Consider the following 25,531-nt stretch of genomic DNA (forward strand, 5'->3'; position numbering starts at 1 on the left):
CGCGTCGACGACCCGGCGGCGCCGTCACCGCCTGAGCGTCGCCACAGCCTCGACGTGGTGCGTGTGCGGGAAGAGGTCGAGTCCTCGCAACGCCTCCAACCGGTAGCCGCGCTCGACCGCGATGCGCGCATCGCGTGCGAGCGCCGCCGGGTCGCAGGCCACGTACACGATGAGCGGCACCTCGAGGTCGGCGAGCCCGTTGAGCACCCCCGCCCCGGCACCTGCCCGGGGAGGATCGAGGACGACGGCGTCCGGCCGGGTCTCGATGTGAGGCAGGGCTTGCGTGACCTGGGCCGTGCGCAGCTCGAGCTGGGGAACGCCGTGCGCGTTCCGACGAGCGTCCCTGCCCGCCTGGGTGTCGGACTCGATCGCCAGCACGTGGCCCTGCTCGCCGACAGCGCGAGCGAGCGGGAGGCTGAGCAGGCCGGCGCCCGAGTAGGCGTCGACGACGCGCTGCCCAAGCTCGAGCGTGGCGGCCTCGAGCACGGCGTCCACGAGGGTGGCCGGGGCGCCGCGGTGGATCTGCCAGAAACCTGCCGCGGCCACGCGGTAGCGGTATTCGTCGGCGCCGGCCTGGACCCGTTCGCGCACATGGGTGCGACCGCCCTTCGCGGGCCGGCCGTCCACCAGCACGACCGGGTCCCCGTCCGCCGGTGCGACGGCGTCGATGCGGGCACCGGGCTGCCAGCGGCGGCTCAGGAGGTCGAGCGCGGCGATCTCGGCCACCGCGAGAGGCATCTCCCGCAGCGGGAGCACGTCGTGCGTCCGGTACCGGTACATCCCGGCCCGGCCCGCGCCGTCGGCGGTGAGCTCGATCCTGGTGCGCGTGCCGAGCCCGTCGACGTCGCCGGGGACCGGCTCGACCGAGAGACCCGCGAGAAGCGGGTCCTGCGCGTCGAAGCCGCCGATCCGCACGAGCGACTCGACCAGCACGCCCCGCTTCCACTCGCGCTGCGCAGGCAGAGCCACGTGCGCCAGCTCGCCGCCGCCCACGCCGTCGGGCCCGGCCTCGGGCCAGACGCTCGGCACCCGGTCGGGTGAGGCGTCCAGGATCTCGACCGCGTCTGCGCGCCAGTAGCCCTTGCGCCGCTGCTCGGTGATCCGGACCCTGGCCCGCTCCCCGGGCAGCGCGTGCCGCACGAACACCACGCGCCCCTCGTGGCGCGCGAGACAGTGCCCACCGTGCACGGCCGGCCCGATCTCCAGGACGAGCTCCAGCGGTGTCTCAGTGGCCACGGCGCACCGCCCCCGGTGCCGGGAGGTCACCGGGCTGCTGGCCCGGCTCGTCGACGGCGAACGAGCGGGACAGGTCCCGCGAGGAGTCGAGCTGCCACGGCACCGAGGCCACGACGACGCCCGGCGTGAACAGCAGCCGCCCCTTGAGGCGCAACGCGCTCTGATTGTGCAACAACTGCTCCCACCAATGACCCACGACGTACTCGGGGATGTAGACGACCACGAGGTCGCGAGGCGAAGAACGCCGCAGCGACCGCACGTACTCCAGCACCGGCCGCGTGATCTCGCGGAACGGGGAGTCGAGCACCGTCAACGGTAGCGGGATCCCGGCCGCATCCCATGCCGCGCGGGTGCGCTCCGCGTCGGCCGCGTCGACGCCGACCGTGATCGCCTGCAGCGTCGAGGGTCGCGTGGCACGCGCGTAGGACAGCGCCCGCATCGTGGGCTTGTGCACCTTGGACACGAGCACGACCGCGTGCACCCGCGCCGGCAGGGCCTTCGCGCCCTCGACGTCGTCGAGCGTGAGCTCCTCGGTGACCCGGTCATAGTGCTTGCGGATGCCGCGCATCAGCACGAACAGCACGATCATCAGGGCCATCGTGATCCAGGCGCCCTGGGTCGTCTTGGTGATCACCACCACCGTGAGCACGATCGAGGTGAGAACGAAGCCGAAGAGGTTGATCGCCCGGGACCGACGCATCCGGTTGCGCTCGCGTGGACGTGCCTCGGTGTCCATCGCGCGGCTCCAGTGCCTGACCATGCCGAGCTGGCCGAGCGTGAACGATACGAACACGCCCACGATGTACAGCTGGATCAGGCGCGTCACCTGGGCGTCGAAGACCCAGATCAGGAAGATCGCCGCCAGGGCGAGCGTGAGGATGCCGTTGGAGAAGGCGAGCCGGTCGCCGCGGGTGTGGAGCTGGCGGGGAAGGTAGCCGTCGCGGGCGAGGATGCTGCCCAGCACGGGGAATCCGTTGAACGCCGTGTTGGCGGCGAGCAGCAGGATCAGCCCCGTGACTCCGGTGACGACGTAGAAGAGCAGCGGGAAGCCCGCGAACACCGTCTCGGCGACCTGACCCAGCACCGGGTCCTGCTGGTAGGACTCGGGGACGTCGCCGCCGTCGAGGTGCAGCTGGGAAGCGGGGTCCTCGACGAACCGGACGCCGGTCGCCTTGGCGAGGCCGAGCACGGTGGTGAGCATGAAGACCGAGATGCCGCCGAGCATGAGCAGCGTGGTGGCGGCGTTCTTCGACTTCGGTCGCTGGAAGGCCGGCACCCCGTTGGCGATGGCCTCGACACCCGTGAGGGCTGCGGCGCCCGAGGTGAACGCGCGCAGCACGAGCAGCGCTCCCGCGAGACCCACCAGGCCCTGCTCGTACCCCGGCCGTGGGGTGACGTCGAAGGCGGCCGACTCAGCCGCCCCGAGCGAGCCCGTGAGCCACTGGATGCCACCGACGACACCCAGCACGCCCATCGAGAGCATGAACACGTAGACCGGGATCGCGAACCCGCGGCCCGACTCGCGCACACCGCGCAGGTTGAGCAGCGCCAGCAACGCCACGAACCCGCACGCGATCGCGGCCTCGTGACCGCGGGCGGCGGGCAGCACGGTGGCCAGGTACTGGGCGCCCGACGATACCGAGACGGCCACGGTGAGCACGTAGTCGACGAGCAGCGCGCTGCCGACCGTCAGGCCGGCGGTACCGCCCAGGTTCTTGGTGGCGACCTCGTAGTCGCCACCGCCCGAGGGGTAGGCCCGCACGGTCTGGCGGTACGAGGCCACCACGGTGAGCAGCACCACGACGACCGCGAGGCCCACCCATGGAGAGATCGTGTAGCTGGCCAGACCCGCGATCGAGAGCATCAGCAGGATCTCGTCAGGGGCGTACGCCACCGACGAGAGCGCGTCCGAGGCGAACACGGGAAGCGCGAGACGCTTCGGGAGCAGGGTGTGGCCCAGGGCCTCGCTACGGACCGGGCGGCCTACCAGGACGCGCTTGGCGGCATCGACGATGTCGGGCACGGTTGCCGATGCTACGCCCGCACGGACGGGACTGCTGGGTGTAGGTTCGGCAATCGTGCACTTCGTCATCATGGGCGCGGGCCGTGTCGGCGTCACGCTCGCCGAGGCCCTCGAGGAGCGCGGCCACTCGGTGGGGATCATCGACCAGAACCCCGACGCGTTCCGCCGGCTCTCCGCCGACTTCGAGGGACGCCGCGTCACCGGGCTCGGGTTCGACCGGGATGCGCTCGTGCAGGCCGGTATCGAGGAGGCGCGCGCGTTCGCCGCGGTGTCCTCGGGCGACAACTCCAACATCATCGCCGCCCGGGTGGTGCGCGAGACCTTCGGGGTGACCGACGTCGTCGCCCGCATCTACGACCCGCGGCGGGCCGAGGTCTACCAGCGCTTCGGCATCACCACGGTCGCGACCGTGCGCTGGACCGCGGACCAGGTGCTGCGACGGATGATCCCGCGTGGCGCCGACTCGGAGTTCACCGATGCGTCCGGGCGCATCCAGCTCTGCGAGATGGACAGCCACGCCGCGTGGGTGGGTCGCTCGATCCGCGACGTGCAGCGGGTCTCGCGCGCCCGCGTGGCCTACCTGACCCGGCTGGGCGAGGGCTACATCCCCGCACCCGACGACCTGCTGCAGGAGAACGACGTGATCCACATGCTCGTCGAGACGCCTCGCGTCAACGACGTGCAGCGCGTCCTCGCGGTCCGGCCGCCGGCCGAGGAGGAGTGAGCATGCGGGTCGTCATCGCAGGTGCTGGCAGCGTGGGGCGCTCGATCGCGCGCGAGCTGCTCAACCACGATCACGAGGTGGTTCTCATCGACAAGGAGCCGGCAGCGATGCGGGTGTCCTCGGTGGCCGATGCCGAGTGGATCCTTGCCGATGCGTGCGAGATCTCCTCGCTCGACCAGGCGCACCTGGACACCTGCGACGTCGTGGTGGCCGCGACCGGTGACGACAAGGTGAACCTCGTCGTCTCGCTGCTCGCCAAGACCGAGTACGCCGTGCCACGCACGGTCGCTCGCGTCAACAACCCCAAGAACGAGTGGATGTTCGATGACGCCTGGGGCGTCGACGTGCCGGTCTCGACCCCGCGGATCATGACGTCGCTGGTCGAGGAGGCCGTCTCGGTCGGCGACCTGGTGCGGATCTTCACCTTCCACCAGTCCGGCGCGAGCATGTACGAGATCACGCTCGCCGAGGACGCCTCGGTGGTCGGCCAGCGGGTGGCCGCGATCGCGTGGCCGAGCCACAGCGTGCTGGCGGCGATCATCCGCGGGGACCGGCCGATCCCCCCCTCGGCCGACGACACGCTCGAGGGCGGCGACGAGCTGCTGCTGATCAGCTCGTCGGAGGATCCTGCCGATCTTGCCGAGCTTCAGGATCTGCTCGGGGGTTCACCAGCACCCACGTCACCCACAGCACCAGAGCCCACAGCGGAAGCCCCATGACGAGGCGGGCGGCGCCGAGCCAGCCCGTGTCGCCGTCGAGGTAGAGCGGTACCTGGACCACGAGCCGCAGCACGAACGCGCCGACCCACAGCCACGAGGCCAGCGTGTACCGCCGCATCAGCGCCGGGGTGCTGCGCCAGTCGTGCCCCTTGCCGAAGAGCGTGGCCACGATGACGCCCACCACGGGCCAGCGCACGAGGATCGAGATCGTGACCCCGACGGCGAACGCCAGGTTGGTGTACAGGCCCCAGACGAAGAAGTTCTGGGCCTCGCCGCTGCGCCACGCCCAGACGGCCCCGATGCCGATGCCGAGCAGGCCGCCGACCGCCTGCGTGACCGGGGTGCGCTGGATCAGTCGGAGCACGGTGGCCAGCACCGCGACCGCCACCGAGGCGATCACCGCGGGCACGACCTCACGGATCGCCACGAACACCACCACGAACACGAGGCCGGGCGCGACCGACTCGACCATGCCCCGCCAGCCGCCGATGGCCTCCAGCCCGTCGAACTCCGCCGAGGCGAGCTGTCGCATGCCCCGCTGAGGCTCCTCGGTCGCCTCCTCCGGGCCGGTCGCCGTCATGACGCCACCGTCGGGGCGAGCAGCGTGTACGTGGGGTTGTACATCACCAGGTGCTGATCGCCCTCGCTGAGCCGCCCGGTCACGAGCAGCCGCCGTCCGGGCTCGATACCGGCGATCTCCCGCCGTCCGAGCCACACGAGGTCGACGCTGCCGGAGCCGTCGTACAGCTCGGCCACGAGCTCGGGCCGGGCATCGCGCGCCGCGTACCGGACCGAGCGCAGCACCCCGGAGAGGCTGTGGCGCTCGCGCGCGCGGCATCGGGAGACCGGATCCGTGCCCCGCAGCGCAGCCTCGACGAGCTCGTCGTCGGCCTCGAGCTCACCGGTCGAGGCGAACACCCGCCGGAGCCGCTCCTTCAGGGCCCGGGACACTCAACGGACCTCGGTGATCTCAGGGCCGCGCGGGCTGCCGAGATCGATGCTGGGCCGTGTGGCAGCGGTGCTCGGGACCTCTTGGCCGGGCTTGCCCGGCATGTGCAGTGCCAGGAGGTCGCGGGGAGCTCGCGCCTCCTCGCCGCGCACCACGACGAGGTCGGCGAGCACAGCCTCCATCGTGGCGGCCGACTCGGCGTCGACCGCGGCCTTGCCCGTCAGCACGGCACGCACGAACCAGCGTGGGCCGTCGATGCCGATGAACCGGGCGGGTCGGTGCCCGCTGCGGCCGTCCGGCGTCCTGATCGGGAGCCGCGCGAGAAGCTCGGGGCCGAAGCGGCCCTCCTGCTCCTCCGACGAACCGCCCTGCTTGGTGATCGTGCCGGCAATCTCCTCGCGGAGCTCCTCCCACAGCCCGGCCGAGCGCGGCGCGGCGAACGCCTGCAGCTGGAGCGCCGAGCCCTCGTGGCGCACGTTGACGGCGACGATCCGGCGAGTCTTGCGCTCCTGCTCCATGCGCACCTCCATGCCGGGGCGGACCGGGACGCGCAACGCACCCAGGTCGACCCGGGCGCCGAGCTCGGGCACCTCCTCGAGGTCCCACGGGCCGCTGCCCTCGGGCTCTGCCGGCGGATCCTGCTCGTTCGTCTCGACGTCGGTCTCCTCGACGTCGTCGCTCTCGTCGCGCCCCTTGCGGGAGAACCACCTCATGCCCGAGCCTCCGCTGTCATGGCCCCAAATCCCCCGGTGGAGCCGAACCCGCCCGCGCCCCGGTCACTGCCCGGTAGCGAGCCGACCTCGATCAGCTCCGCCTGCGCGACCGCCTGCACCACCAGCTGGGCGACACGGTCGCCACGGCGCAGGGTGACGGTCTCAACGGCATCGGTGTTGACGAGGATCACCTGGATCTCGCCTCGATAGCCGGCGTCCACCGTGCCCGGGGCGTTCAGCACCGTGATGCCGTGCTTGCGCGCCAGGCCGGATCGTGGGTGCACCAGCCCGACGTACCCTGCCGGCAGCGCGAGCGCCACGCCCGTGGGCACCGCCGCACGGCCGCCCGGTGCCAGCGTGACGTCCTCGCGGGCGAGGAGGTCGAGACCGGCGTCGCCGGGGTGGGCGTACGCCGGGAGCGGCAGCTCGGGGTCGAGTCGGTGCACCAGCACCTGTACGGGCTCGGAGTCGATCACTCGATCGATCCTACGTTCAGTGCGGGACCGTGCGAATCCACCTGGCACCCTGGTGCCGTGATCACGTACGAGGAACGACTGCACCCGTCGGCGGCGATGTGGCTGCTGGTGCCTGTCGGCACCTTCATGGCCGGTGCCGCGACGTTCCCGCTGGGGCTGCCGATCGCTGTGCCGGTCGGCCTCGCCGTGGGTGTCGGCTTGCTGGTGGCCCTGCTGGCCTCCCGACCGCGGGTGGCCGTCGGCCCCGACGGGCTGCACGCAGGCAAGGCGTTCCTCGAAGCCGAGCACCTGGGCGAGATCGAAGCCCTGGACACCGAGAGGACTCGCCTCGCGCTCGGACCCGAGCTGCGCGCGGACGCGTGGCTGCTGCACCGCTCGTGGATACGCACCGCCGTCAGGGTCCAGGTACAGGACCGGGCCGACACCACGCCCTACTGGGTGGTGTCGACCCGTCGTCCTGCTGAGCTCGCGACGGTGCTGGTCGCGTGCCGTGATGCTGCTGGCCAGGAGGGTCAGGCAGCGCACTCCGAGCAGACGGGCTGACCGCCCTCCTCGTAGGCGAGCTGGCTGCGGTGGTGCACCAGGAAGCAGCGCGAGCAGGTGAACTCGTCAGCCTGTCGTGGCAGCACGCGCACGCTGAGCTCTTCGCCGGAGAGGTCGGCGCCGGGTAGCTCGAAGCCTTCTGCAGCCTCGGTCTCATCCTCGTCGACGGTCCCCGAGTTCTTCTCGGCACGGCGCGCCTTGAGCTCTTCGAGCGAGTCCTCGCTGAGCTCTTCGTCGGTCTTGCGCGGGGCGTCGTAGTCGGTCGCCATGTGGTTCTCGTCGGTCCTTGATCGTCGTCGGGCTGGTGCTGTTCATACAGCGCGTCGGGAACGCCGTACGCGGGTACAACGCACTGCGGGCCGGATTGTTCCCGTACGCAGGCGAGCAGATTGTGCACCATCGAACGCCAGAATGCACACCGGATCACGCGCGAGCCGCCCTCGGATCGTGTTCGAACTCCCTCCAGTACCGCCACACCGACCTGAATCGGCAGATCCGGACGCTCGGCGTGGCAGGCTCGGGGGTGGTGAACTGTCCTGGGAGGTGTCATGGCTGAGCTCGAGCTTGTCGGTATCCACGCCGATGGAGAGCACATCGTGCTGGTCGACGAGGAGGGTCAGCGCCACCGTCTCCCCATCGATGACGCGCTCCGCGCCGCGGTTCGCCGCGACCGTCCCCAGCTGGAGCAGATCCGGTCGGAGGGCCTGCGCCCCCGCGAGATCCAGTCGCTGGTCCGGGCCGGCGCATCCGCCGAGGACATCGCAGCCGAGGCCGGCGTGCCCGTGGAGCAGGTGCGCCGCTACGAGGGGCCGGCCCTGGCCGAGCGCGGCCACGTCGCGCAACGCGCGCAGGCGATGATGCTGGGCCGTGAGCCGGGTTCCCCCACCCTGGGCGACATGGTCGTGGACCGCCTCGCCGCGCGTGGGGTCGAGCAGATCGACTGGGATGCTCGACGGCGTGGGGCCGAGCCCTGGGAGGTCGTGGCTCGCTTCGTGGCCGGGGACCGTGAGCGCGAGGCCACCTGGCAGGTGGACCTCGCCGCCGGCAGCGTGGTCGCCGTCGACGACGAGAGCCGGTGGCTCTCGGAGACCGACCTCGGGCCGGGCACGCCGCGGCGTCACCTCTCCGCGGTGCGCGGGGCGCGACTGTACGACGTCGAGACCGATGCCGACGTCGCACCCGCACTCGCCGCTGTGGACGCTGTGATCCGTGACACCCGCCCCCGTGACCTCCGCTCGGCGCGGCAGGCGCCCGAGCCGTCGGAGCCGCCGACCCCGCAGGAACCCGAGGCCGAGATCTCGGCCGAGGACACCGAGGCGCTCCTCGACGAGCTGAGCGCCGCGCGGGGCGTGCGGCAGCACATCGAGATCGACGACGAGACGCTGGCCGAGGAGGTGCTCGCCTCCGACCAGGAGGAGTCCGCCCCCCGCCCGCCGACAGTGCTGCGGGCGGCCCCGCACACCCCCGCCCTGTGGGACGAGGGCGATGAGGCCGCTGCCGACGCCCAGCCGGAGCACGAGGCCGACGAGAACGACGCCGACGACGACCGCTCCGACGACGCCGCGGACGACACCCGGCCCGACGGCGCCCACCCGGCCGCCTCCGCCCCGGAGGAGGCCACAGACGCCACGGTGATCAAGGAACGTCCCACCCGTCGGTCCCAGAAGAACCGCCGGACCAGCGTCCCCAGCTGGGACGAGATCGTCTTCGGCGCCCGTTCCGACCAGTAGCTCGACTACGCGAGCCAGGCGAGCTCGCGCCCGTGCGGGTCCGCGTGACCGAGCACGACGTCGTCGAGCGTGAGCAGGAACCGCCCCCCGAAGTCACCCGCCGGCACCGGGACGCCGAGATCGGCCGTCACCTGCGCGCCCTCGAGCCCCAGCCGCCGGGCCCCCGCCGCGCGGCAGGCTCGTGCGAGAGCGGCTCGGTGCGGGCGATCGAGGTAGGCCACCATCGCGCTGTGCACCACGACGAGCGTCGCGTCGGGCGCGTCGGCGCGAAGATGCTCGACCGCCGTGGGCAGGTCCCGCGGCGCCAGCCCTCGCACCACCACCGGCGGGTCTGACGCGGCCACGGTCAGGGCGGCTCCGAGCCGCTCGGCACGTTCGGTGTGCTCGGGCCAGACGAGACACTCGAGCCATCGGGCCACGTCCGGGTCGGAGGCGTCCAGGGGGTTGGCGTCCAGGCCGAGCCGCGCGGCGATCTGCGGTACCCGCTCGGGCGGGGACACGCCCTCGACCAGGCACGGCAGCGTGAGGGCGCCCTCACCGACGCGCACCGACCCGCCGTCCTCGCCCAGGTAGGCGTAGGAGTACTTCTCGTACTGCAGGCAGAGCCCCGCGCTGGCGCCCACCTCGAGGATGGCGAGCGGCTCCGGCAGCAACGCCAGCGCGGGAAGCAGCACCGCGCAGCGAGCGGGCTCGTTGGTCTGGGTGGAACGGGCCAGCATCACCGCCCGGAGATCCTCGGAGTGCTCGATGGCGAAGTCGAGCGCGGCCATCGGGTCGCCGACGTCGGCGCCCAGCAGCCGGAGGGCGCCGAGCAGCAGGTTCGGCTGCCGCTTCAGCGGCGGCACGGTCCGCAGGAACGCGAGCACACCGGCGTGCTCGGAGATGGCGAGGCAGAGGCGTTCGTACGTCTGCGACGAGCCGCGTGCCTCGACCTCGGCGAACCGCCGATACAGCCCGGCCACGTCGGGTGCGGACACCTCCATCAGGTCGGTCTCACAGCGGCGGCCACGGGATCGGGGGCATCTCACCCTCGGGCTCGGGGAACACACCCTCCGCCAGCAGCCGGTCGCACCGCCGTCGGAACGCGCTCACCTCGTCGACATCGAGGAGAGCGCCCAGAGCGATCCCCAGGGAGCCGTCGAGGGCATCACGGACCCGGCTGACGCCGTCGATCTCCGCCTCGTCGAGCTCCTGCCCCACCCAGCCCCAGAGGATCGTACGGAGCCGCGGCTCGGCGTTGAAGGTGACGCCGTGGTCGACGCCGTACCGGTGCCCGTCGGGCATCTCGAGCACGTGCCCGCCCTTGCGGTCTGCGTTGTTCGCGAGCACGTCGAGCACCGCCATCCGGCGCATCGCGGCCGAGTCCTCATGCAGCAACGACACCGGGCGCTCGGTCTCGTCGAGGCCGTCGAGCACATGGCACCAGCCGTCCGGCACCTCGTGGTCGGCGGGCACGAGGGCGACCGCGGGGCGCACCACGCCGTCGGGCTCCTGCCAGAGCTGCACCATGCCCTCGCCGAACGGGCCCTCGCGGAGCCACGTCGTCGGCACGATGTTCCAGCCGATCTCCTCGGAGAGCAGATACGTGGCGAGCTCGCGTCGGGCGAGCGTGCCGTCCGGGAAGTCCCACAGCGGGCGTTCGCCCGCCACGGGCTTGTAGACGACCTGCACGTCACCGATCCGACCGAGGAACGTCGCGTTGGACGCCGTGGTGATCCGACCCACCAGCTCGAGCGGGCCGGCGAGCGGCTCCTCGGTCTGCTGCTGGGTCGAGGTCACTCCAAGCCGTCCGTGATGGCGCAGACGTGACCATCCGGATCCATCGGCTCCTCGCAGATCGGGCAGATCGGACGCCCCCGGGTGAGGATCGTGCGGGTGCGCGCCGCGAAGGCGCGCGCCGCGCCGACCGGGAGACGCACCACCATCACCTCGGCGGGGTCCTCCTCCTCGATGACGGTGCCGTCGTCGTCGAGCAGCAACCGTGACGCCTGGATGACCACCTGCGCGGTCGAGGCATCCCAGGCGAGACGCATCTCGCCCACCCGGAACTCCTCCTCCACGGGTTCGGTCAGCGGCTCGTCGTCGGCGAGCCCGCTGGGCGCGGTCTCCGGGACGGAGTACCGGTTGCCCTCCTCGGTCATCAGCTGGTCCAGGACGGCGTCGACACCATCGGCCAACGCGGCGGACTGCTGCTTCTCCAGCGCGACGCTCACGACCCGCTTGCCCTCCTGGGCCTGCAGGTAGAACGTCCGCGAACCTGGCTCCCCCACCGTTCCGGTGACGAATCGGTCCGGCCAGTCGAAGCCGTGCACGATCGCAGACATGGCTCCAGATTAGTCTGCGGTCCCGCCGCCGCCACCCACCATCGGCTCCGGCGTGGGACCGAGCCAGGCCACCTCACCGGCGAGCGTGTTGAGCCCGAGCACGTACGGTCGCGGACCCCCGTAGTGGACGATCGAGATCGAGGCCGGGTGCACGTCGATCCGCTGGAACGAGTCGAGGTGCATCCCGAGGGCGTCGGCGAGCACCGCCTTGATGATGTCGCCGTGGCTGACGGCGGCCCACACCGCGTGGGTACCGGCTGCCTCGCCGATGCGGGCGTCGTGGCGGCGCACCGCCGCCACAGCGCGCGCCTGCATCGCCGCCATCGACTCCCCGCCCGGGAACGACGCCGCCGTGGGCTGGTTCTGCACGAGGCTCCACAGCGGCTCCGTGGCGAGCTCAGCCAGCGTGCGCCCCTGCCACTGCCCGTAGTCGCACTCCGACAACCCGTCCTCGACCTCCACCCCGGAGGCGCCGTCGGCCGGCTGCTGCGCGAGCAGCGCCATCGCAGTCTGCCGGCAGCGCTCCAACGGGCTGCTCACCACTGCGGCCAGCCGCAGACGGGAGACCCGGGCGCCGGCGGCGCCGACCTGCTGCCGACCGGTCTCGTCGAGCTCGACGCCCGGGGTACGCCCCGCGAGCACGCCGCTCGCGTTGGCCGTGGTGCGCCCGTGCCGGACCAGCAGGACCGTCGCCACCGTGCCGCCGCTCTACAGACCGACGGCCGACATCAGCCGACCCAGCTCGGTGCCTTCGATCGCCCGCGTGCGGCCGGGCTTGAGGTGCCCCAGCCGGATCGGACCGATCGAGGTCCGCACCAGCCTGGTGACCGGGTGCCCGACCTCCTCGAGCAGTCGCCGCACGATGTGGTTGCGCCCCTCGTGCAGCGTCACCTCGACCAGCGAGGCGTTCGGGGTGGTCTCCATCAGCGTGAACCGGTCGACGACGACCGGCCCGTCCTCGAGCTCGACGCCCTTGGCCAACTCGCGCCCCAGGCCCTTCGCCACGCGGCCCTCGACGTACGCGACGTAGGTCTTGGGCACCTCGTAGGAAGGGTGCGCGAGCCGGTGCGCGAGCTCGCCGTCGTTGGTCAGCAGGATCAGACCCTCGGTCTCGGCGTCGAGTCGCCCGACGTGGAAGAGGCGTTCGGTACGGTCGGCCACGTACGCCGACAGGTCGGGGCGACCCTGCTCGTCCGACATGGTGGAGTAGACCCCGGCCGGCTTGTGCAGGGCGAGCGTCACCACGGTCTCGTCGAGCTGCACCCGCAACCCGTCCACATGGATGACGGCGGTGCGCGGGTCGACCCGGATCCCCAGCTCCCGGACCTGCTCGCCGTCGACCGTCACCCGCCCGGAGTCGATGATGGTCTCGCACGCGCGGCGCGAGCCGAAGCCCGCGGACGCGAGCACCTTCTGAAGCCGGACGCCGGACGGGTCGTGGACGCTCATGAGCGGTCTCCCAGGTCGATGGTGGTGGTGCCCGGCTCGTTGACCTCGTCGAGGTCGGGCAGATAGGGCGCCAGCGGGGGCAGCTCATCGAGGCTGCGCAGGCCGAGCCGCTCCAAGAAGTAGGTGCTGGTGCGGTACAGGTTCGCACCGCCGTCGGGATCCTGGCCCGCCTCCTCGATGAGGCCGCGCGCCAGCAGCGTCCGCACGACGCCGTCGACGTTGACACCACGGATCGCGGCGATCCGGCCGCGCGAGACCGGCTGCCGGTACGCGATGACGGCGAGGGTCTCGAGCGAGGCCTGCGTGAGCCGGGCGGTCTGGCCATCGAGCACGAAGGCGTCGACGACCGGAGCGAACACCGGGTTCGAGTAGTAGCGCCAGCCGCCGCCGTGCTCGCGCAGCACGAAGCCACGATGCTGGACCTCGTACCCCTCGACCAGCTCCTGCAAGGCCTGCTCGACCTCGGCCTCGGGGCGCGCCAGCACGGTGGCCAGCTGCGTCGTCGGCACCGGGGTGTCGGCGACCATGAGGATCGCCTCGAGCGCAGCGGGCAGGCCGCCGGGCTCGTCGAGGACGCGGGCGGCCGCCGCGAGATCGGTCTCCCGTTCGGGCGCCTCGCGCTCGGGCGCCTGGGGCGGCTCCTGGGCCACCGGATCGGTCTCCGTCTCGCTCATGGTGCCTCCACCTGCTCGTCCGGGGGCGCAGACGTGGGCTCCCCTGGGTCGTCGTCGTACTCGTCGGCCACGTCGATCTCGCCGGCGTCGCTGCCGGTCCAGCGGATCGTCAGCTCGCCCAACGCGCTGGCCTGGTCGAACGAGACCGCACCTTCGCGGAACAGCTCCAGCAGTGCGAGGAACCGTGCGACCACCACGTTGAGCGACCCGGCGTCGGCGGCGAGCGTCCGGAACGAGACCGCGTGGTCCCGGCGGAGACGATCCACGATCACGCCCGCCTGGTCGCGCACGCTCACCGCGGGCGCGTGCAGGTGGGAGATGTCCACGCCCTCCGGTGCAGCCTTGGGCGCCAGCGCGGCCGCAGCCAGTCGGGCCAGGTCGTCGGGTCCGATCTGCAGCACGAGCTCGGGCAGCAGCGCAGCGAGATGGGGCTCGAGCGACACCGAGCGCGGGTGTGCCCGTCCGTGCCGCTCCCACTCGGTGCCCAGGTGCGCGGCCACCTGCTTGAACGCCCGGTACTGCAGCAGCCTCGCGAACAGCAGATCCCGCGCCTCCAGCAGCTCCAGATCCTCGATCTCGTCGGTGCTGGTACCCGGCAGCAGCCGCGCCGCCTTGAGGTCGAGCAGCGTCGCGGCGATCACGAGGAACTCGCTGGCCTGCGACAGGTCCCAGTCCTTCTGGGTGCGGATGAAGGAGATGAACTCGTCGGTGACGACGGCGAGCGCGACCTCGGTGACGTCCATCTGGTGCTTCGCGATCAGCGAGAGCAGCAGGTCGAAGGGACCCGTGAAGTTCTCGAGGGTCACCTCGAACCGGCCGGGGCGGGTGAGGGCGACCGCGGCCTCCCCCTCGACGACCGACGTCGCGGTCACCGGCTCGGCAGCGGGCTCCGCCGCCTCAGGCGGCTGCACCGCGGGCGATCAGCTCGCGGGCGAGCTTCTTGTAGGCGTAGGCACCCGCGTGGTTCGGGGCGTAGGTCAGGATGGACTCGGTCGCGACCGAGGCGTCGGGGAACTTGACCGTGCGCGCGATCACCGTCGAGAACACCGTGTCGCCGAAGGCCTCCCGCACCCGCGCGAGCACCTCCTTGGAGTGCAGCGTGCGACCGTCGTACATCGTGGCGAGGATGCCGTCGGTCTGCAGGCGCGGGTTGAGGCGGTCGCGGACCTTGTCGATCGTCTCGACCAGCAGCGCCACACCGCGCAACGCGAAGAACTCGGTCTCGAGCGGGATCACCACGCCGTGGGCGGCGGTGAGCGCGTTGACCGTGAGCAGACCGAGCGAGGGCTGGCAGTCGATGAGGATGACGTCGTAGGTATCGGTGACGCTCCGCAACACCCGGCTCAGCACCTGCTCGCGGGCCACCTCGTTGACGAGCTGGACCTCGGCGGCCGACAGGTCGATGTTGGCGGGCGCGAGATCGAGGCCGTCGACCGAGGTGCTCTGGATGATCTCGCGGACGTCGGGACGAGCCCTCATCAGCTCGGTGTAGATCGTGGCATCGAGCTCGTGGGCGTTGACCCCCAGCCCGGCCGAGGCCGCGCCCTGGGGGTCGAAGTCCACGAGCAGCACCTTGCGGCCGTAGCTGGCCAGGGCTGCACCGAGGTTGATCGTGGTGGTCGTCTTGCCGACCCCGCCCTTCTGGTTGCACATCGCGATGATGCGGGCGGGACCGTGCGACGACAGCGGTGCCGGCGCCGGGAAGTCGCGCGCGGCCTCCGGGTCGGAGTCGTCGATGCTCATCGGCCCAAACCTACAGTGCGCGGGGGTGCGAGGCGGCGTAGACCTCGCGGAGCGTGTCCGGTGTGACCAACGTGTAGATCTGCGTGGTCGTGACCGACGCGTGGCCGAGCAGCTCCTGCACCACACGCACGTCGGCACCGCCCGCGAGCAGGTGCGTGGCGTACGAGTGCCGCAGCGTGTGCGGCGAGATGTGGGTGCCGATCTTGGCGCGGGCCGCCGCGTCCTGCAGCACGGCCCAGGCGCTCTGACGCGACAGCGGGTTGCCCCGCTGGTTGAGGAACAGCGCCGCGTTGCCGCGGCCGTTCCCCGCGAGCACCGGCCGGCCCCGCACCAGGTAGGCCTCCAGCGCATCGATCGCATAGCTCCCGACCGGGACCACGCGCTCCTTGCGGCCCTTGCCGAAGAGGTGGATCGAGGGCGCCTGCCGGTCCAGCTCGACGTCGTCGACCGTGAGCCCGATCGCCTCGCTGATGCGGGCTCCGGTCCCGTAGAGCACCTCGACGAGCGCGCGGTCGCGCAGCCCGAGCACCCCGTCGGCGGCCGAGGCGCCGTCGAGGAGTCGCTCGACGTCGTCGACCGAGATCGCCTTCGGGAGCCGCTTGACGCCTCCGGCCGGACGGACGGCGGCCGCCGGGTCGTTCGCGGCGCGGCCCTCGCGGACCTCGAACCGGTGCCAGCCGCGCACGGCGACGACCGCGCGGTTGGTCGACGACGGCGAGAGCGCAGAGCCGCCGTCGGAGCCTGCTCGGAGCGCCTCGACGTACGAGGCGACCTCTGCCTCCGAGACGGCGGCCAGGTCGGTGATCCCGCGCCCGGTCAAGAAAGCGAGGTAACGCTCGAGGTCGCGCCGGTACGCCGCGAGCGTGTGCTCCGACAGGCCGCGTTCCACCCCGAGATGGGCGAGATACTCCGCGAGCGCCTCTGGCGGCGTCATGGCCTAGAAGGGCAGGAACGGGTCGATCGCGACCGCGACGAAGAGGATGGTCAGGTAGGTGATCGAGCCGTGGAACACCGACATGGCGTGGACCTTGCGCACACCGGAAGCGGCGCGCCGGTACAGCAGGATCGAGATGGTGAGGAACCACGCGCCGGAGATCACGGCCACGGCCGCGTAGAACCACCCGAGGCCACCGACCGGCACCAGGGCGAGCGTGCACGCCACCATCAGGGCGGCGTAGACGATGATCTGCTTCGCGACCGTGGTGTTCGCCGCGACGACAGGGAGCATCGGGACCCCGGCCGCCTCGTAGTCTCGTCTGAACTTCATCGACAGCGGCCAGTAGTGCGGCGGCGTCCAGAAGAAGATCACACCGAACAGCAGCACCGGTGCCCAGGTCAGGCCCCCGGTCACGGCTGCCCAGCCGATCAGCACGGGCATGCAGCCGGCGGCCCCGCCCCACACGATGTTCTGCGACGTGTGCCGCTTCAGCAGCATGGTGTAGCCGACCGAGTACATGACGTTGGCGGCCAGCGCGAGCCAGGCGGCGAACCAGTTGACGAGCAGCCCCAGCCACAGCACCGACGCCACGGCGAGCAGCGAGGCGAACACCAGCGCCTGGACCGGCGTCACGTCACCGGTGACCAACGGTCGCTTCTTGGTGCGGTTCATGAGCGCGTCGATGTCGCGGTCCCACCACATGTTGTAGGTGTTCGCGCTCCCGGCGGCGAGCGTGCCACCGATCACGGTGGCGATCATCAGCCAGGTCCCTGGCCACCCCTGCGCCGCGAGGATCATCGTGGGCACGGTGGTGATCAGCAGCAGCTCGATGATGCGCGGCTTCGTCAGCGCCAGGAATGCGAGGGCTCGCCGGCGGAGCGTGACCGGCGGTCGCTGCGCCACGGGCATCGTGCCCCGCTCGTCAGCCGGCCGGGTCGTCGCCCCGCTGCTCGCCTCGGTCTGTGCCACTCCGGTCCTTCACGCTCCTCAGCCGCGCCGGCGCAGCCTCGAGCAGGCGTACGTGCGCTCGCTCGTCAGTCTAGGCGGTCCCGCCGCCGGATCTCACCGAGCCGCGCTGCGCTGCCGTGGAGGGTTGTCTCGGGTTGTCTCCCGCATCTGAGACGACGCACCCAGGGCTGGACGAGGCGACTAGCCTCGATCCCGAGTGCCGGCCTGCGCCGGCGTGCTAGCGAGGAAGCCCCCACCAGGGCGGGAAGAGGAAGCGTGACCGAGACCGGAGTGCATGCACAGGCCGCCGTCGCGAAGGAGGTCGGTTGGACAGACCTCGACCTCAAGGCTGTCGACACGGCGCGGGTGCTCGCTGCCGACGCCGTGGAGAAGGTCGGCAACGGCCACCCCGGCACGGCGATCAGCCTGGCGCCCCTGGCGTACCTGCTCTACCAGAACGAGATGCGAGTCGATCCGGGCGACTCGAAGTGGCTCGGGCGCGACCGCTTCGTGCTCTCCGCCGGGCATGCGTGCCTGCTGCAGTACATCCAGCTGTACATGGGCGGCTTCGGGCTGGAGCTCGAGGACATCGAGGCGCTGCGCACCTGGGGGTCGCTGACCCCCGGTCACCCGGAGTACCACCACACCACGGGCGTCGAGGCCACCAGCGGGCCGCTGGGCCAGGGCGTCGCGATGGCTGTCGGCATGGCGATGGCGCAGCGCCGCGTGCGCGGGCTGCTCGACCCCGACGCCGCCCCGGGCACGTCACCCTTCGACCACTACGTCTACTCGATCGTCGGCGAGGGCTGCCTGCAGGAGGGCGTCTCCTCCGAGACCGCCTCGCTCGCCGGCACCCAGCAGCTCGGCAACCTCATCACGATCTGGGACGACAACCGGATCACGATCGAGGGCCACACCTCGATCGCCTTCACCGAGGATGTCGTGGCCCGCTACGAGGCCTACGGCTGGCACACGCAGACGGTCGACTGGATCACCGACGGCGGCTACCAGGAGAACGTGGACGCCCTGCACGCCGCGATCGCTGCTGCTCGCGAGGTCACCGACCGCCCGAGCTTCATCCGGTTGCGCACGATCATCGCGTGGCCCGCTCCCACGTTCCAGGACAGCCACAACGCGCACGGCAACAAGCTCGGCACCGACGAGGTCCGCCGCATCAAGGAGGTGCTGGCGTTCGACCCGGAGAAGACGTTCGACGTCGACCCCGCCGTCCTCTCGCGGACCCGCGAGCTGAAGGACCGCGGTCGCGCCGCGCACGAGGCGTGGGACGCCGACCTCGCAGCATGGGCCGAGCGCGAGCCGGAGCGTGCGGCGCTGCTCGAGCGGCTGCGGTCCGGCGAGCTGCCCGACGGCTGGGCCGACGCGCTGCCGACCTTCGAGGCCGGCAAGGACCTCGCCACGAGGGCCGCCTCGGGGAACGTGCTGAGCGCGCTCGCGCCCGTGCTGCCAGAGCTGTGGGGTGGCTCGGCCGACCTCGCGGGCTCGAACAACACGACGATGAAGGGTGAGCCGTCCTTCCTGCCTGCCGAGCTCTCCTCCGAGGAGTTCTCAGGGCACGTGTACGGACGAACCCTGCACTTCGGGATCCGCGAGTTCGGGATGGGCGCGATCCTCAACGGCATCGCGCTCTCCGGCCTGACCCGCGCCTACGGGGGGACGTTCTTCACGTTCAGCGACTACATGCGCCCGGCGGTTCGGCTGGCCGGCCTCATGGGTGTCGCCCCGATCTACGTGTGGACCCACGACTCGATCGGTCTCGGTGAGGACGGGCCGACCCACCAGCCGGTCGAGCACCTCGCCGCGTGTCGCGCGATCCCCGGGCTGGCCGTGGTCCGCCCCGCGGACGCCAACGAGACGGCGGCCGCATGGCGCGCCAGCCTCGAGCGCACCGACGGACCTATCGGGCTCGTGCTCACCCGCCAGGGTGTTCCCACGTTCCCGCGCGGCACGGACGGCTTCGCCGAGGCGAGCGAGCTCGCGCGGGGCGCCTACGTGCTCATCGACTCCTCGACCGAGACCCCGGACGTCATCCTGATCGCGACCGGTTCCGAGGTGCAGTACGCGGTCGCGGCCCGCGAACAGCTCGAGGCGAGCGGCGTCGGGGCACGGGTGGTCTCGGCTCCCTGCCTGGAGTGGTTCGACGAGCAGGACGAGGCGTACCGCGAGTCGGTGCTGCCGGCGTCGGTACGTGCACGCGTGAGCGTCGAGGCGGGCGTCTCGATGCCGTGGTTCCGCTACCTCGGTGACGCCGGCCGGGCGATCTCGCTCGAGCACTACGGCGCCTCGGCCGACGCCAAGACCTTGTTCCGTGAGTTCGGCTTCACGCCGGAAGCCGTCGTGGCCGCCGCGCAGGAGTCGATCGCCGCCGCCGCCAAGGCCGTGCCCGGCCACCAGCCGAGCACCAACGACCCCGGCACCGGCGACCAGCAGGCCTGAGAGGAGACAGAGATGACAGAGAGCAACGCTGTCGGCGGGAACGCGCTCGCCAGGATCAGCGCCACGGGGGTGTCGGTCTGGCTGGACGACCTCTCCCGCAACGAGCTCGAGGACGGGACGCTGGCCGGGCTGATCGCCGAGCGTCACGTCGTCGGGGTCACGACCAACCCCACGATCTTCGCCAAGGCGGTGTCCGAGGGCAACGCCTACGACGCCCAGCTCACCCGCCTCGGCGGCGCGGGCAGCCCGGTGGACGACGCCGTGCTGGAGGTGACCACTGACGACGTCCGTAGCGCGTGCGACCTCTTCGCCCCGCTCTACGAGGCGACCGGCGGTCAGGACGGCCGAGTCTCGATCGAGGTGGACCCCCGCCTCGCGCACGACACCGAGGGAACGATCGCTGCGGCCAGCAAGCTCTGGCAGGTCGTCGACCGTCCGAACGTGATGATCAAGATCCCCGCCACCCTCGAGGGGCTGCCGGCGATCACCGAGGCGATCGGCGCGGGCATCAGCGTCAACGTCACGCTGATCTTCAGCCTCGACCGCTACCGCGCCGTGGCGCAGGCCTACGTCGACGGCCTCGAGCGTGCGGATGCGGCCGGGATCGACCTCAGCACGATCCGCTCCGTCGCCTCGCTGTTCCTCTCCCGGATCGATGCGAAGGTCGACGCGGCCCTCGACGAGATCGGCGGTGCCGAGGCGGCCGCCTTGCGCGGCAAGGCAGCGGTCGCGAACGCACGGCTCGCGTACGAGATCCACGAGGAGATCTTCGCGACCCCGCGGTTCGCCTCCCTCGAGGGGGCGCACGCGCAGCGGCCGCTGTGGGCATCGACCGGCACCAAGGACCCGAGCTTCGCCGACACCAAGTACGTCGACGAGCTGGTGACCTCCGGCGTCGTCAGCACGATGCCCCGGACGACGCTGGAAGCCGTCGCCGACCACTCGCCCGCCACGGGTGAGGACGTCGTGCGCGGCAGCTACGACGAGGCGCGGGAGACCCTGGATGCCATCACGCGCCTCGGGGTCCCGTTCGAGCAGATCCTCGCCGATCTCGAGTCGGCTGGTGTGAGCTCGTTCGAGAAGAGCTGGGCGGAGCTGCTCGACACGGTCACGGCCGGCATGCGCGAGCAGGCCGGCTGATGCCTGCGCGGATCGCTGAGGGGGTCAACCCCCTCCGGCTGCCCGGCGATCGCCGGCTACCCAGGATCGCCGGGCCCAGCGGCCTCGTGATCTTCGGTGTCACGGGCGATCTCGCCCGCCGCAAGCTGATGCCCGCGGTCTACGACCTCGCCAACCGGGGCCTGCTGCCCCCGGGGTTCGCGCTGGTGGGGTTCGCCCGCCGCGACTGGGAGGACCAGGACTTCCGTGCCATCGTGCACAAGGCGGTCAAGGAGAACGCTCGCACCCCCTTCGACGAGAAGGTCTGGGAGCAGCTCTCCGAGGGTATCCGGTTCGTCTCGGGCGAGTTCGGTGACGACAAGGCCTTCCGGCGGCTCGCGCGCACGGTCCAGAAGCTCGACGAGGAACGCGGCACGGGCGGCAACCACGCCTTCTACCTGTCGGTGCCGCCCAGCCAGTTCCCGCTCGTCTGTACCCAGCTGGCCGAGGTGGGGCTGTCGTCGCCGGACGAGAACAGCTGGCGGCGCGTGGTCATCGAGAAGCCGTTCGGGCACGACCTGGAGTCGGCCCAAGAGCTCGACCGCGTGGTCTCCGAGGTGTTCCCTCCCGACACGGTCTTTCGCATCGACCACTACCTGGGCAAGGAGACGGTCCAGAACCTGCTGGCGCTGCGGTTCGCCAACCAGATGTTCGAGCCGATCTGGAACGCCAACTACGTGGACCACGTGCAGATCACGATGGCCGAGGACATCGGCATCGGCACGCGCGCGGGCTACTACGACGGCATCGGTGCGGCACGCGACGTCATCCAGAACCACCTGCTGCAGCTGCTCGCGCTGACCGCCATGGAGGAGCCGGCCTCGTTCGAGGCGGCCGGCCTGCGTGACGAGAAGGAGAAGGTGCTCTCCGCCGTCCGGCTCCCTCGCGACCTCGGTCGCCACACGGCGCGTGGTCAGTACACGGCCGGCTGGCAGGGTGGTGAGGAGGTCATCGGCTTCCTCGACGAGGAGGGCATGGATCAGGAGTCCACCACCGAGACCTACGCCGCGATCCGGCTGGACATCGACAACCGCCGCTGGGCCGGGGTGCCGTTCTACCTGCGCACGGGCAAGCGGCTCGGTCGTCGGGTCACGGAGATCGCCGTCGTCTTCAAGCGCGCGCCGCACCTGCCGTTCGACCTGCAGGACACCCAGGAGCTCGGGCAGAACGCGATCGTCATCCGGGTGCAACCCGATGAGGGCGTGACCATCCGGTTCGGCTCCAAGGTGCCTGGCACCCAGATGGAGGTCCGCGACGTCACGATGGACTTCGGGTACGGCCACGCCTTCACCGAGTCCTCCCCCGAGGCGTACGAGCGGCTGATCCTCGACGTGCTGCTGGGCGACCCGCCGTTGTTCCCGCGTCAGCGCGAGGTCGAGCTCTCCTGGGAGATCCTCGACCCGGTGCTGGAGTACTGGGCCAAGAAGGGCAAGCCTGAGCCGTACCGGCCGGGCAGCTGGGGTCCCGATTCCGCCAACGAGATGCTGGCCCGCGACGGACGGGCCTGGAGGCGACCGTGAAGATCCAGCTGAAGGACACGACCGCCTCGGCGATCGCGAGCAAGCTTGTCGACATGCGCGAGGAGGGCGGTGCTGTCGCGCTCGGGCGCGTGCTCACCCTGATCATCGTCGCCGACGGCGCTGACATCGAGCGCGCGATCGACGCCGCGAACGTCGCCAGCATGGAGCACCCGTGCCGCGTGATCGTGGTGCGTCCCGGAGATGGCCGCCGGGCCGCCGGGCTCGACGCCGAGATCCGCGTGGGGGCCGATGCCGGCGCCAGCGACGTCATCGTGCTGGAGCCTCGTGGTTCCGGCCGCAACGAGGTCGACACGCTCGTCACGCCGCTGCTGCTGCCGGACGCACCGATCGTGGTGTGGTGGCCCAAGGAGCCCCCGGCGGACATGTCGGCGGACCTGCTCGGCCAGATGGCTCAGCGCCGGGTCTCCGACGTCGGCGAGTGCACCTCCGCCGTCGACCTGCTGCATCAGCTTGCCGAGACCTACGCCCCGGGCGACACCGACCTCAGCTGGGCACGGACCACGCTGTGGCGTGGTGTCATCGCTGCAGCGCTGGACGAGCGCCCCTACGAGAGCGTGCGCGAGGTGCGCGTGTACGGCAGCAAGGAGCGGCCGTCGTCGTACCTCCTCGCGGGCTGGCTCGCCTACGCGCTCAAGCTGCCCGTGACGATCGAGCACGTGCCGGGCTCCTCCGCCGTCGACGGCATCGACCTGGTGCGGCGTACCGGAACGATCACGATGCGTCGCCCGGTCGGGAGCGCCGTCGTCACGATCACGCACCCGGACCAGCCCGAGCGCCGGATCGCGATGGCGAAGCGTCCGATCGAGGACTGCCTGATGGAGGATCTGCGCCGGCTCGACCCCGACGAGATCTACCAGCTCACCCTCGTGAAGGGCCTGCCGAAGGTGACGGTGGCGCCGTGACCGGCGAACGCGCGGTGATCGTCCACCCGGACGCGGACACGGTGGCCACGGCCACGGCGGCGCGGCTGCTGCTCGCGATCCTGGATGCGCAGGCGGTGCGCCCGGCTGTGCACGTCGCGCTCACCGGTGGCACCGTGGGCACCAAGACGCTCGCCGAGATCGCGCGGTCCGAGCTGGTCGGCGCGGTCGACTGGACCGGTGTACACCTGTGGTGGGGCGATGAAAGGTTCGTGCCCCGTGACGATGACGACCGCAACGAGAAGCAGGCACGCGCGGCCCTGATCGACGCGCTGCCGATCCCGGCCGAGAACGTGCACCCCCTGGCTGCTTCCGACGAGGTCGACGACCTCGAGGCGGGCATCGCGCGCGCTCGTGCCGAGCTCGCATCGTGGGCTCACGACGGCGGCGAGTGGCCGGTCTTCGACGTCACCTTGCTCGGGGTTGGCCCCGACGGTCACGTGGCGTCGCTGTTCCCCGGCAAGGAGAGCCTTCAGGTGCTCGACGTCGGCGCGGTCGGCGAGACGGACTCCCCCAAGCCGCCTCCCGTCCGGGTGTCGCTGACGCTGCCCGTCCTCAACGCCTCGCGACAGGTGTGGTTCGTGGTCGCTGGCGCCGACAAGAGGGACGCCGTCGAGGCGGTCCTGCATGGCGGCAGCGATCTGCCCGCCGCTCGGGTGAGCGGCCAGGACGTCACGCTGTGGCTGCTCGACGCCGCGGCAGCCGGTCAGCCGAGCTCCTAGCTGGACCCACCCGGCTCGGTCGGTCAGCCGCCGCGTCGTGCGCGCAGCGCCGCCAGCGCCTCGTCGAGCAGCGCGGCGCCGTCCTCGTCCGAGCGGCGCTCCTTCACGTACGCGAGGTGCGTCTTGTAGGGCTCGTTCTTGGGCGGCGCGGGCGGGTTCTCCTTGTCCTGGCCGGCCGGGAGACCGCAGCGGGGGCAGTCCCACGTGTCGGGGATGACCATCCCCGGCTCCTCCGAGAAGCTCGGACGGGTCTCGTGCCCGGCGGAGCACCAGTAGGACACCCACACACGGGGCGCCGCTTCGCCGCGCTCGGCCTCGCCCATGGGGCCCGCACCGACGCGCGAACCTCGGATCGCACTACCACCTGCCACGACTGAACCGCTCCCTCTTGATGCTGCGAACTACAGGCTGACCCGCTGGGCCAGGCCCAGCAGCACGATCACGACGATCCAGACGATCGCCGTTCCCACGGTGATGCGGTTGAGGTTGCGCTCAGCCACGCCGGAGCTGCCGACGCTGGCCGAGAGTCCGCCACCGAACATGTCGGAGAGACCGCCACCCTTCCCCTTGTGCATCAGGATCGTCAGGATCAGCAGCAGGCTGGTCAGAACCAGCACGACCTGCAAGACGATGGTCAGCGCGCCCACGCGCAACTCCTTCACGACGAACCCAGGGACCGCATGAGTTTACCCTCTGCTGGCCGCGGCGGCTGCCGCGGCCCGCGGGGTGTCCGCTAGAGGCCGACCTGGTGGGACTGGTACCGAACGATCGAGGCGAACTCCTCGGCCTCCAGGCTGGCCCCGCCGACGAGTGCGCCGTCCACATCGGCCTGCGCCATGATCGACGCGACGTTGCCCGACTTCACCGAGCCGCCGTAGAGCACCCGAACCTGGTTCGCGACCTCGGGGCTGTAGAGCTTGCCGAGCCGCTCACGGATCGCGCCGCAGACCTCCTGCGCGTCCTCGGGGGTGGCGACCTCGCCGGTCCCGATCGCCCACACGGGCTCGTACGCGACGACGCAGCGCGCGGCCTGCTCGGCGTCGATGCCCGCGAAGGCGCCGTCGATCTGGGCGAGCGTGTGGGGAACCTGCTCCCCCGCCTTGCGGACGTCGAGGCCCTCGCCGACGCAGATGATCGGCGTCAGGTCGGCGCCGAGCGCCGCCTTGGCCTTCGCCGAGACCAGGGCGTCGTCCTCGGCGTGGTACTCGCGGCGCTCGCTGTGACCGACGACGACGTAGCTGACGCCGAGCCGGGACAGCATCGCCGCGGAGATCTCACCGGTGTAGGCACCGCTGGCGTGCGCGGAGATGTCCTGGGAGCCGTAGCGGATCTCCAGCTTGTCGGCATCGACCAGGGTCTGCACCGAGCGCAGATCGGTGAACGGGGGCACCACGACGACCTCGACCGAGGCATAGTCGTGCTTGGCGTCCTTGAGCGACCATGCGAGCTTCTGCACCAGGTGCGTCGCCTGCAGGTGGTCGAGGTTCATCTTCCAGTTGCCCGCCATCAGGGGCGTGCGGGTGCTCATCTGCTGCGAAGCCATCGTGG

The 25,531-nt window shown here is 71.3% G+C and carries 29 protein-coding genes; 9 read left to right on the forward strand and 20 right to left on the reverse strand.

Annotated features, from left to right (window positions below; all coding sequences use genetic code 11):
- Window positions 1–24: 24 nt before the first annotated feature.
- Both GPA03_RS04050 and GPA03_RS04055 read right to left on the reverse strand, forming a co-directional pair.
- Entirely contained in the window at window positions 25–1,236 is a 1,212-nt protein-coding gene (locus tag GPA03_RS04050; RefSeq protein ID WP_156250682.1) for a class I SAM-dependent RNA methyltransferase, read from the reverse strand.
- Entirely contained in the window at window positions 1,226–3,259 is a 2,034-nt protein-coding gene (locus GPA03_RS04055; RefSeq protein ID WP_156250683.1) for an APC family permease, read from the reverse strand. The genes GPA03_RS04050 and GPA03_RS04055 overlap by 11 nt, the downstream gene beginning before the upstream one ends.
- A gap of 70 nt (window positions 3,260–3,329) precedes the next feature.
- Between GPA03_RS04055 and GPA03_RS04060 the strand changes: the two genes are divergently transcribed.
- Window positions 3,330–3,983, forward strand: a complete 654-nt coding sequence (locus tag GPA03_RS04060; protein WP_156251336.1) for a potassium channel family protein — start codon at window positions 3,330–3,332, stop codon at window positions 3,981–3,983.
- A 2-nt stretch (window positions 3,984–3,985) separates the two neighbouring features.
- Window positions 3,986–4,702, forward strand: a complete 717-nt coding sequence (locus GPA03_RS04065; protein ID WP_156250684.1) for a potassium channel family protein — start codon at window positions 3,986–3,988, stop codon at window positions 4,700–4,702.
- Here GPA03_RS04065 and GPA03_RS04070 read toward each other — a convergent pair.
- Genes GPA03_RS04070 through dut form a run of 4 tightly spaced genes read right to left on the reverse strand, consistent with a single transcriptional unit; the run spans window position 4,593 to window position 6,837 of the window.
- Window positions 4,593–5,282 carry a DUF3159 domain-containing protein gene (locus GPA03_RS04070; RefSeq protein ID WP_156250685.1) on the reverse strand — a complete coding sequence of 230 codons (690 nt, stop codon included), beginning with the start codon at window positions 5,280–5,282 and terminating at the stop codon, window positions 4,593–4,595. The genes GPA03_RS04065 and GPA03_RS04070 overlap by 110 nt on opposite strands.
- Window positions 5,279–5,653 carry an OB-fold nucleic acid binding domain-containing protein gene (locus GPA03_RS04075; RefSeq protein WP_156250686.1) on the reverse strand — a complete coding sequence of 125 codons (375 nt, stop codon included), beginning with the start codon at window positions 5,651–5,653 and terminating at the stop codon, window positions 5,279–5,281. The genes GPA03_RS04070 and GPA03_RS04075 overlap by 4 nt, the downstream gene beginning before the upstream one ends.
- The gene (locus tag GPA03_RS04080; RefSeq protein WP_156250687.1) at window positions 5,654–6,364 is read right to left on the reverse strand and encodes a DUF3710 domain-containing protein; all 711 of its coding nucleotides are present in this window, start codon (window positions 6,362–6,364) and stop codon (window positions 5,654–5,656) included.
- On the reverse strand, window positions 6,361–6,837 hold the full coding sequence (dut, locus tag GPA03_RS04085; RefSeq protein ID WP_206673475.1) for a dUTP diphosphatase: 477 nt from the start codon (window positions 6,835–6,837) through the stop codon (window positions 6,361–6,363). Before dut ends, GPA03_RS04080 begins: the two co-directional genes overlap by 4 nt.
- Before the next feature lie 60 nt (window positions 6,838–6,897).
- On the opposite strand from dut, the gene GPA03_RS04090 reads away from it, so the two are divergent.
- Entirely contained in the window at window positions 6,898–7,383 is a 486-nt protein-coding gene (locus tag GPA03_RS04090; protein WP_156250688.1) for a DUF3093 domain-containing protein, read from the forward strand.
- On the opposite strand, the gene GPA03_RS04095 is transcribed toward GPA03_RS04090, so the two are convergent.
- Entirely contained in the window at window positions 7,353–7,652 is a 300-nt protein-coding gene (locus GPA03_RS04095) for a DUF4193 domain-containing protein (RefSeq protein WP_156221908.1), read from the reverse strand. The two genes, GPA03_RS04090 and GPA03_RS04095, sit on opposite strands and share 31 nt — an antisense overlap.
- Window positions 7,653–7,931: 279 nt before the next feature.
- Between GPA03_RS04095 and sepH the strand changes: the two genes are divergently transcribed.
- On the forward strand, window positions 7,932–9,113 hold the full coding sequence (gene sepH / locus GPA03_RS04100; protein ID WP_156250689.1) for a septation protein SepH: 1,182 nt from the start codon (window positions 7,932–7,934) through the stop codon (window positions 9,111–9,113).
- A gap of 5 nt (window positions 9,114–9,118) precedes the next feature.
- Here sepH and GPA03_RS04105 read toward each other — a convergent pair whose 3' ends face one another.
- From GPA03_RS04105 to GPA03_RS04150, 10 genes are read right to left on the reverse strand one after another with little or no spacing between them, the layout of a single operon-like run.
- On the reverse strand, window positions 9,119–10,090 hold the full coding sequence (locus GPA03_RS04105) for a DUF2332 domain-containing protein (RefSeq protein ID WP_162458249.1): 972 nt from the start codon (window positions 10,088–10,090) through the stop codon (window positions 9,119–9,121).
- 16 nt (window positions 10,091–10,106) lie between these two features.
- Window positions 10,107–10,892, reverse strand: a complete 786-nt coding sequence (locus GPA03_RS04110; protein WP_156250691.1) for an SCO1664 family protein — start codon at window positions 10,890–10,892, stop codon at window positions 10,107–10,109.
- Window positions 10,889–11,437, reverse strand: coding sequence for a DUF3090 domain-containing protein (locus GPA03_RS04115; RefSeq protein ID WP_156250692.1), 549 nt, complete (start codon window positions 11,435–11,437; stop codon window positions 10,889–10,891). The genes GPA03_RS04110 and GPA03_RS04115 overlap by 4 nt, the downstream gene beginning before the upstream one ends.
- Before the next feature lie 9 nt (window positions 11,438–11,446).
- Window positions 11,447–12,133: an MSMEG_4193 family putative phosphomutase gene (locus GPA03_RS04120; RefSeq protein WP_156250693.1), complete on the reverse strand. Its 687-nt coding sequence runs from the start codon at window positions 12,131–12,133 to the stop codon at window positions 11,447–11,449.
- Window positions 12,134–12,145: 12 nt separating this feature from the next.
- Window positions 12,146–12,886, reverse strand: coding sequence for a pseudouridine synthase (locus GPA03_RS04125; RefSeq protein ID WP_156250694.1), 741 nt, complete (start codon window positions 12,884–12,886; stop codon window positions 12,146–12,148).
- The gene (gene scpB, locus GPA03_RS04130) at window positions 12,883–13,560 is read right to left on the reverse strand and encodes an SMC-Scp complex subunit ScpB (RefSeq protein ID WP_156250695.1); all 678 of its coding nucleotides are present in this window, start codon (window positions 13,558–13,560) and stop codon (window positions 12,883–12,885) included. Before scpB ends, GPA03_RS04125 begins: the two co-directional genes overlap by 4 nt.
- Window positions 13,557–14,471, reverse strand: coding sequence for a segregation and condensation protein A (locus GPA03_RS04135; protein ID WP_421958395.1), 915 nt, complete (start codon window positions 14,469–14,471; stop codon window positions 13,557–13,559). Before GPA03_RS04135 ends, scpB begins: the two co-directional genes overlap by 4 nt.
- Complete coding sequence (locus tag GPA03_RS04140) at window positions 14,458–15,303, reverse strand: ParA family protein (protein ID WP_156250696.1); 846 nt, start codon at window positions 15,301–15,303, stop codon at window positions 14,458–14,460. Before GPA03_RS04140 ends, GPA03_RS04135 begins: the two co-directional genes overlap by 14 nt.
- 10 nt (window positions 15,304–15,313) lie before the next feature.
- Complete coding sequence (gene xerD, locus GPA03_RS04145) at window positions 15,314–16,237, reverse strand: site-specific tyrosine recombinase XerD (protein ID WP_156250697.1); 924 nt, start codon at window positions 16,235–16,237, stop codon at window positions 15,314–15,316.
- Window positions 16,238–16,240: 3 nt separating this feature from the next.
- Window positions 16,241–17,149, reverse strand: coding sequence for a heme o synthase (locus GPA03_RS04150; RefSeq protein WP_156251339.1), 909 nt, complete (start codon window positions 17,147–17,149; stop codon window positions 16,241–16,243).
- Between the two features lie 330 nt (window positions 17,150–17,479).
- Here GPA03_RS04150 and tkt point away from each other — a divergent pair, with 330 nt between their 5' ends.
- The 5 genes from tkt to pgl are packed head-to-tail and all read left to right on the forward strand — an operon-like array spanning window position 17,480 to window position 23,983.
- The gene (gene tkt / locus GPA03_RS04160) at window positions 17,480–19,642 is read left to right on the forward strand and encodes a transketolase (protein ID WP_156250699.1); all 2,163 of its coding nucleotides are present in this window, start codon (window positions 17,480–17,482) and stop codon (window positions 19,640–19,642) included.
- A gap of 12 nt (window positions 19,643–19,654) precedes the next feature.
- Complete coding sequence (gene tal, locus GPA03_RS04165; protein WP_156250700.1) at window positions 19,655–20,782, forward strand: transaldolase; 1,128 nt, start codon at window positions 19,655–19,657, stop codon at window positions 20,780–20,782.
- Window positions 20,782–22,320: a glucose-6-phosphate dehydrogenase gene (gene zwf / locus GPA03_RS04170; RefSeq protein ID WP_421958396.1), complete on the forward strand. Its 1,539-nt coding sequence runs from the start codon at window positions 20,782–20,784 to the stop codon at window positions 22,318–22,320. The genes tal and zwf overlap by 1 nt, the downstream gene beginning before the upstream one ends.
- Window positions 22,317–23,243, forward strand: a complete 927-nt coding sequence (locus GPA03_RS04175) for a glucose-6-phosphate dehydrogenase assembly protein OpcA (protein ID WP_156250702.1) — start codon at window positions 22,317–22,319, stop codon at window positions 23,241–23,243. Before zwf ends, GPA03_RS04175 begins: the two co-directional genes overlap by 4 nt.
- The gene (gene pgl / locus GPA03_RS04180; RefSeq protein WP_156250703.1) at window positions 23,240–23,983 is read left to right on the forward strand and encodes a 6-phosphogluconolactonase; all 744 of its coding nucleotides are present in this window, start codon (window positions 23,240–23,242) and stop codon (window positions 23,981–23,983) included. Before GPA03_RS04175 ends, pgl begins: the two co-directional genes overlap by 4 nt.
- Before the next feature lie 23 nt (window positions 23,984–24,006).
- Here pgl and GPA03_RS04185 read toward each other — a convergent pair whose 3' ends face one another.
- The 3 genes from GPA03_RS04185 to tpiA all read right to left on the reverse strand — a co-directional run bounded on the left by GPA03_RS04185 (window position 24,007) and on the right by tpiA (window position 25,511).
- On the reverse strand, window positions 24,007–24,354 hold the full coding sequence (locus tag GPA03_RS04185) for an RNA polymerase-binding protein RbpA (protein WP_156250704.1): 348 nt from the start codon (window positions 24,352–24,354) through the stop codon (window positions 24,007–24,009).
- A gap of 30 nt (window positions 24,355–24,384) precedes the next feature.
- Window positions 24,385–24,630: a preprotein translocase subunit SecG gene (gene secG, locus GPA03_RS04190; RefSeq protein WP_156250705.1), complete on the reverse strand. Its 246-nt coding sequence runs from the start codon at window positions 24,628–24,630 to the stop codon at window positions 24,385–24,387.
- Window positions 24,631–24,716: 86 nt separating this feature from the next.
- Window positions 24,717–25,511: a triose-phosphate isomerase gene (gene tpiA / locus GPA03_RS04195; protein WP_156251340.1), complete on the reverse strand. Its 795-nt coding sequence runs from the start codon at window positions 25,509–25,511 to the stop codon at window positions 24,717–24,719.
- Between the last annotated feature and the right edge of the window lie 20 nt (window positions 25,512–25,531).

This window comes from Pseudactinotalea terrae, assembly GCF_009733845.1.
In the GTDB taxonomy this organism is placed as follows: Bacteria; Actinomycetota; Actinomycetes; order Actinomycetales; family Beutenbergiaceae; genus Pseudactinotalea; species Pseudactinotalea terrae.

Coding starts and splice junctions, on each gene's coding strand:
- GPA03_RS04060 (WP_156251336.1), top strand. CDS start 3,330: ATGGGCGCGGGCCGTGTCGGCGTCACGCTCGCCGAGGCCCTCGAGGAG.
- GPA03_RS04065 (WP_156250684.1), top strand. CDS start 3,986: ATGCGGGTCGTCATCGCAGGTGCTGGCAGCGTGGGGCGCTCGATCGCG.
- GPA03_RS04070 (WP_156250685.1), bottom strand. CDS start 5,282: ATGACGGCGACCGGCCCGGAGGAGGCGACCGAGGAGCCTCAGCGGGGC.
- GPA03_RS04080 (WP_156250687.1), bottom strand. CDS start 6,364: ATGAGGTGGTTCTCCCGCAAGGGGCGCGACGAGAGCGACGACGTCGAG.
- GPA03_RS04095 (WP_156221908.1), bottom strand. CDS start 7,652: ATGGCGACCGACTACGACGCCCCGCGCAAGACCGACGAAGAGCTCAGC.
- sepH (WP_156250689.1), top strand. CDS start 7,932: ATGGCTGAGCTCGAGCTTGTCGGTATCCACGCCGATGGAGAGCACATC.
- GPA03_RS04115 (WP_156250692.1), bottom strand. CDS start 11,437: ATGTCTGCGATCGTGCACGGCTTCGACTGGCCGGACCGATTCGTCACC.
- GPA03_RS04125 (WP_156250694.1), bottom strand. CDS start 12,886: ATGAGCGTCCACGACCCGTCCGGCGTCCGGCTTCAGAAGGTGCTCGCG.
- scpB (WP_156250695.1), bottom strand. CDS start 13,560: ATGAGCGAGACGGAGACCGATCCGGTGGCCCAGGAGCCGCCCCAGGCG.
- GPA03_RS04140 (WP_156250696.1), bottom strand. CDS start 15,303: ATGAGCATCGACGACTCCGACCCGGAGGCCGCGCGCGACTTCCCGGCG.
- xerD (WP_156250697.1), bottom strand. CDS start 16,237: ATGACGCCGCCAGAGGCGCTCGCGGAGTATCTCGCCCATCTCGGGGTG.
- GPA03_RS04150 (WP_156251339.1), bottom strand. CDS start 17,149: ATGCCCGTGGCGCAGCGACCGCCGGTCACGCTCCGCCGGCGAGCCCTC.
- tal (WP_156250700.1), top strand. CDS start 19,655: ATGACAGAGAGCAACGCTGTCGGCGGGAACGCGCTCGCCAGGATCAGC.
- zwf (WP_421958396.1), top strand. CDS start 20,782: ATGCCTGCGCGGATCGCTGAGGGGGTCAACCCCCTCCGGCTGCCCGGC.
- tpiA (WP_156251340.1), bottom strand. CDS start 25,511: ATGAGCACCCGCACGCCCCTGATGGCGGGCAACTGGAAGATGAACCTC.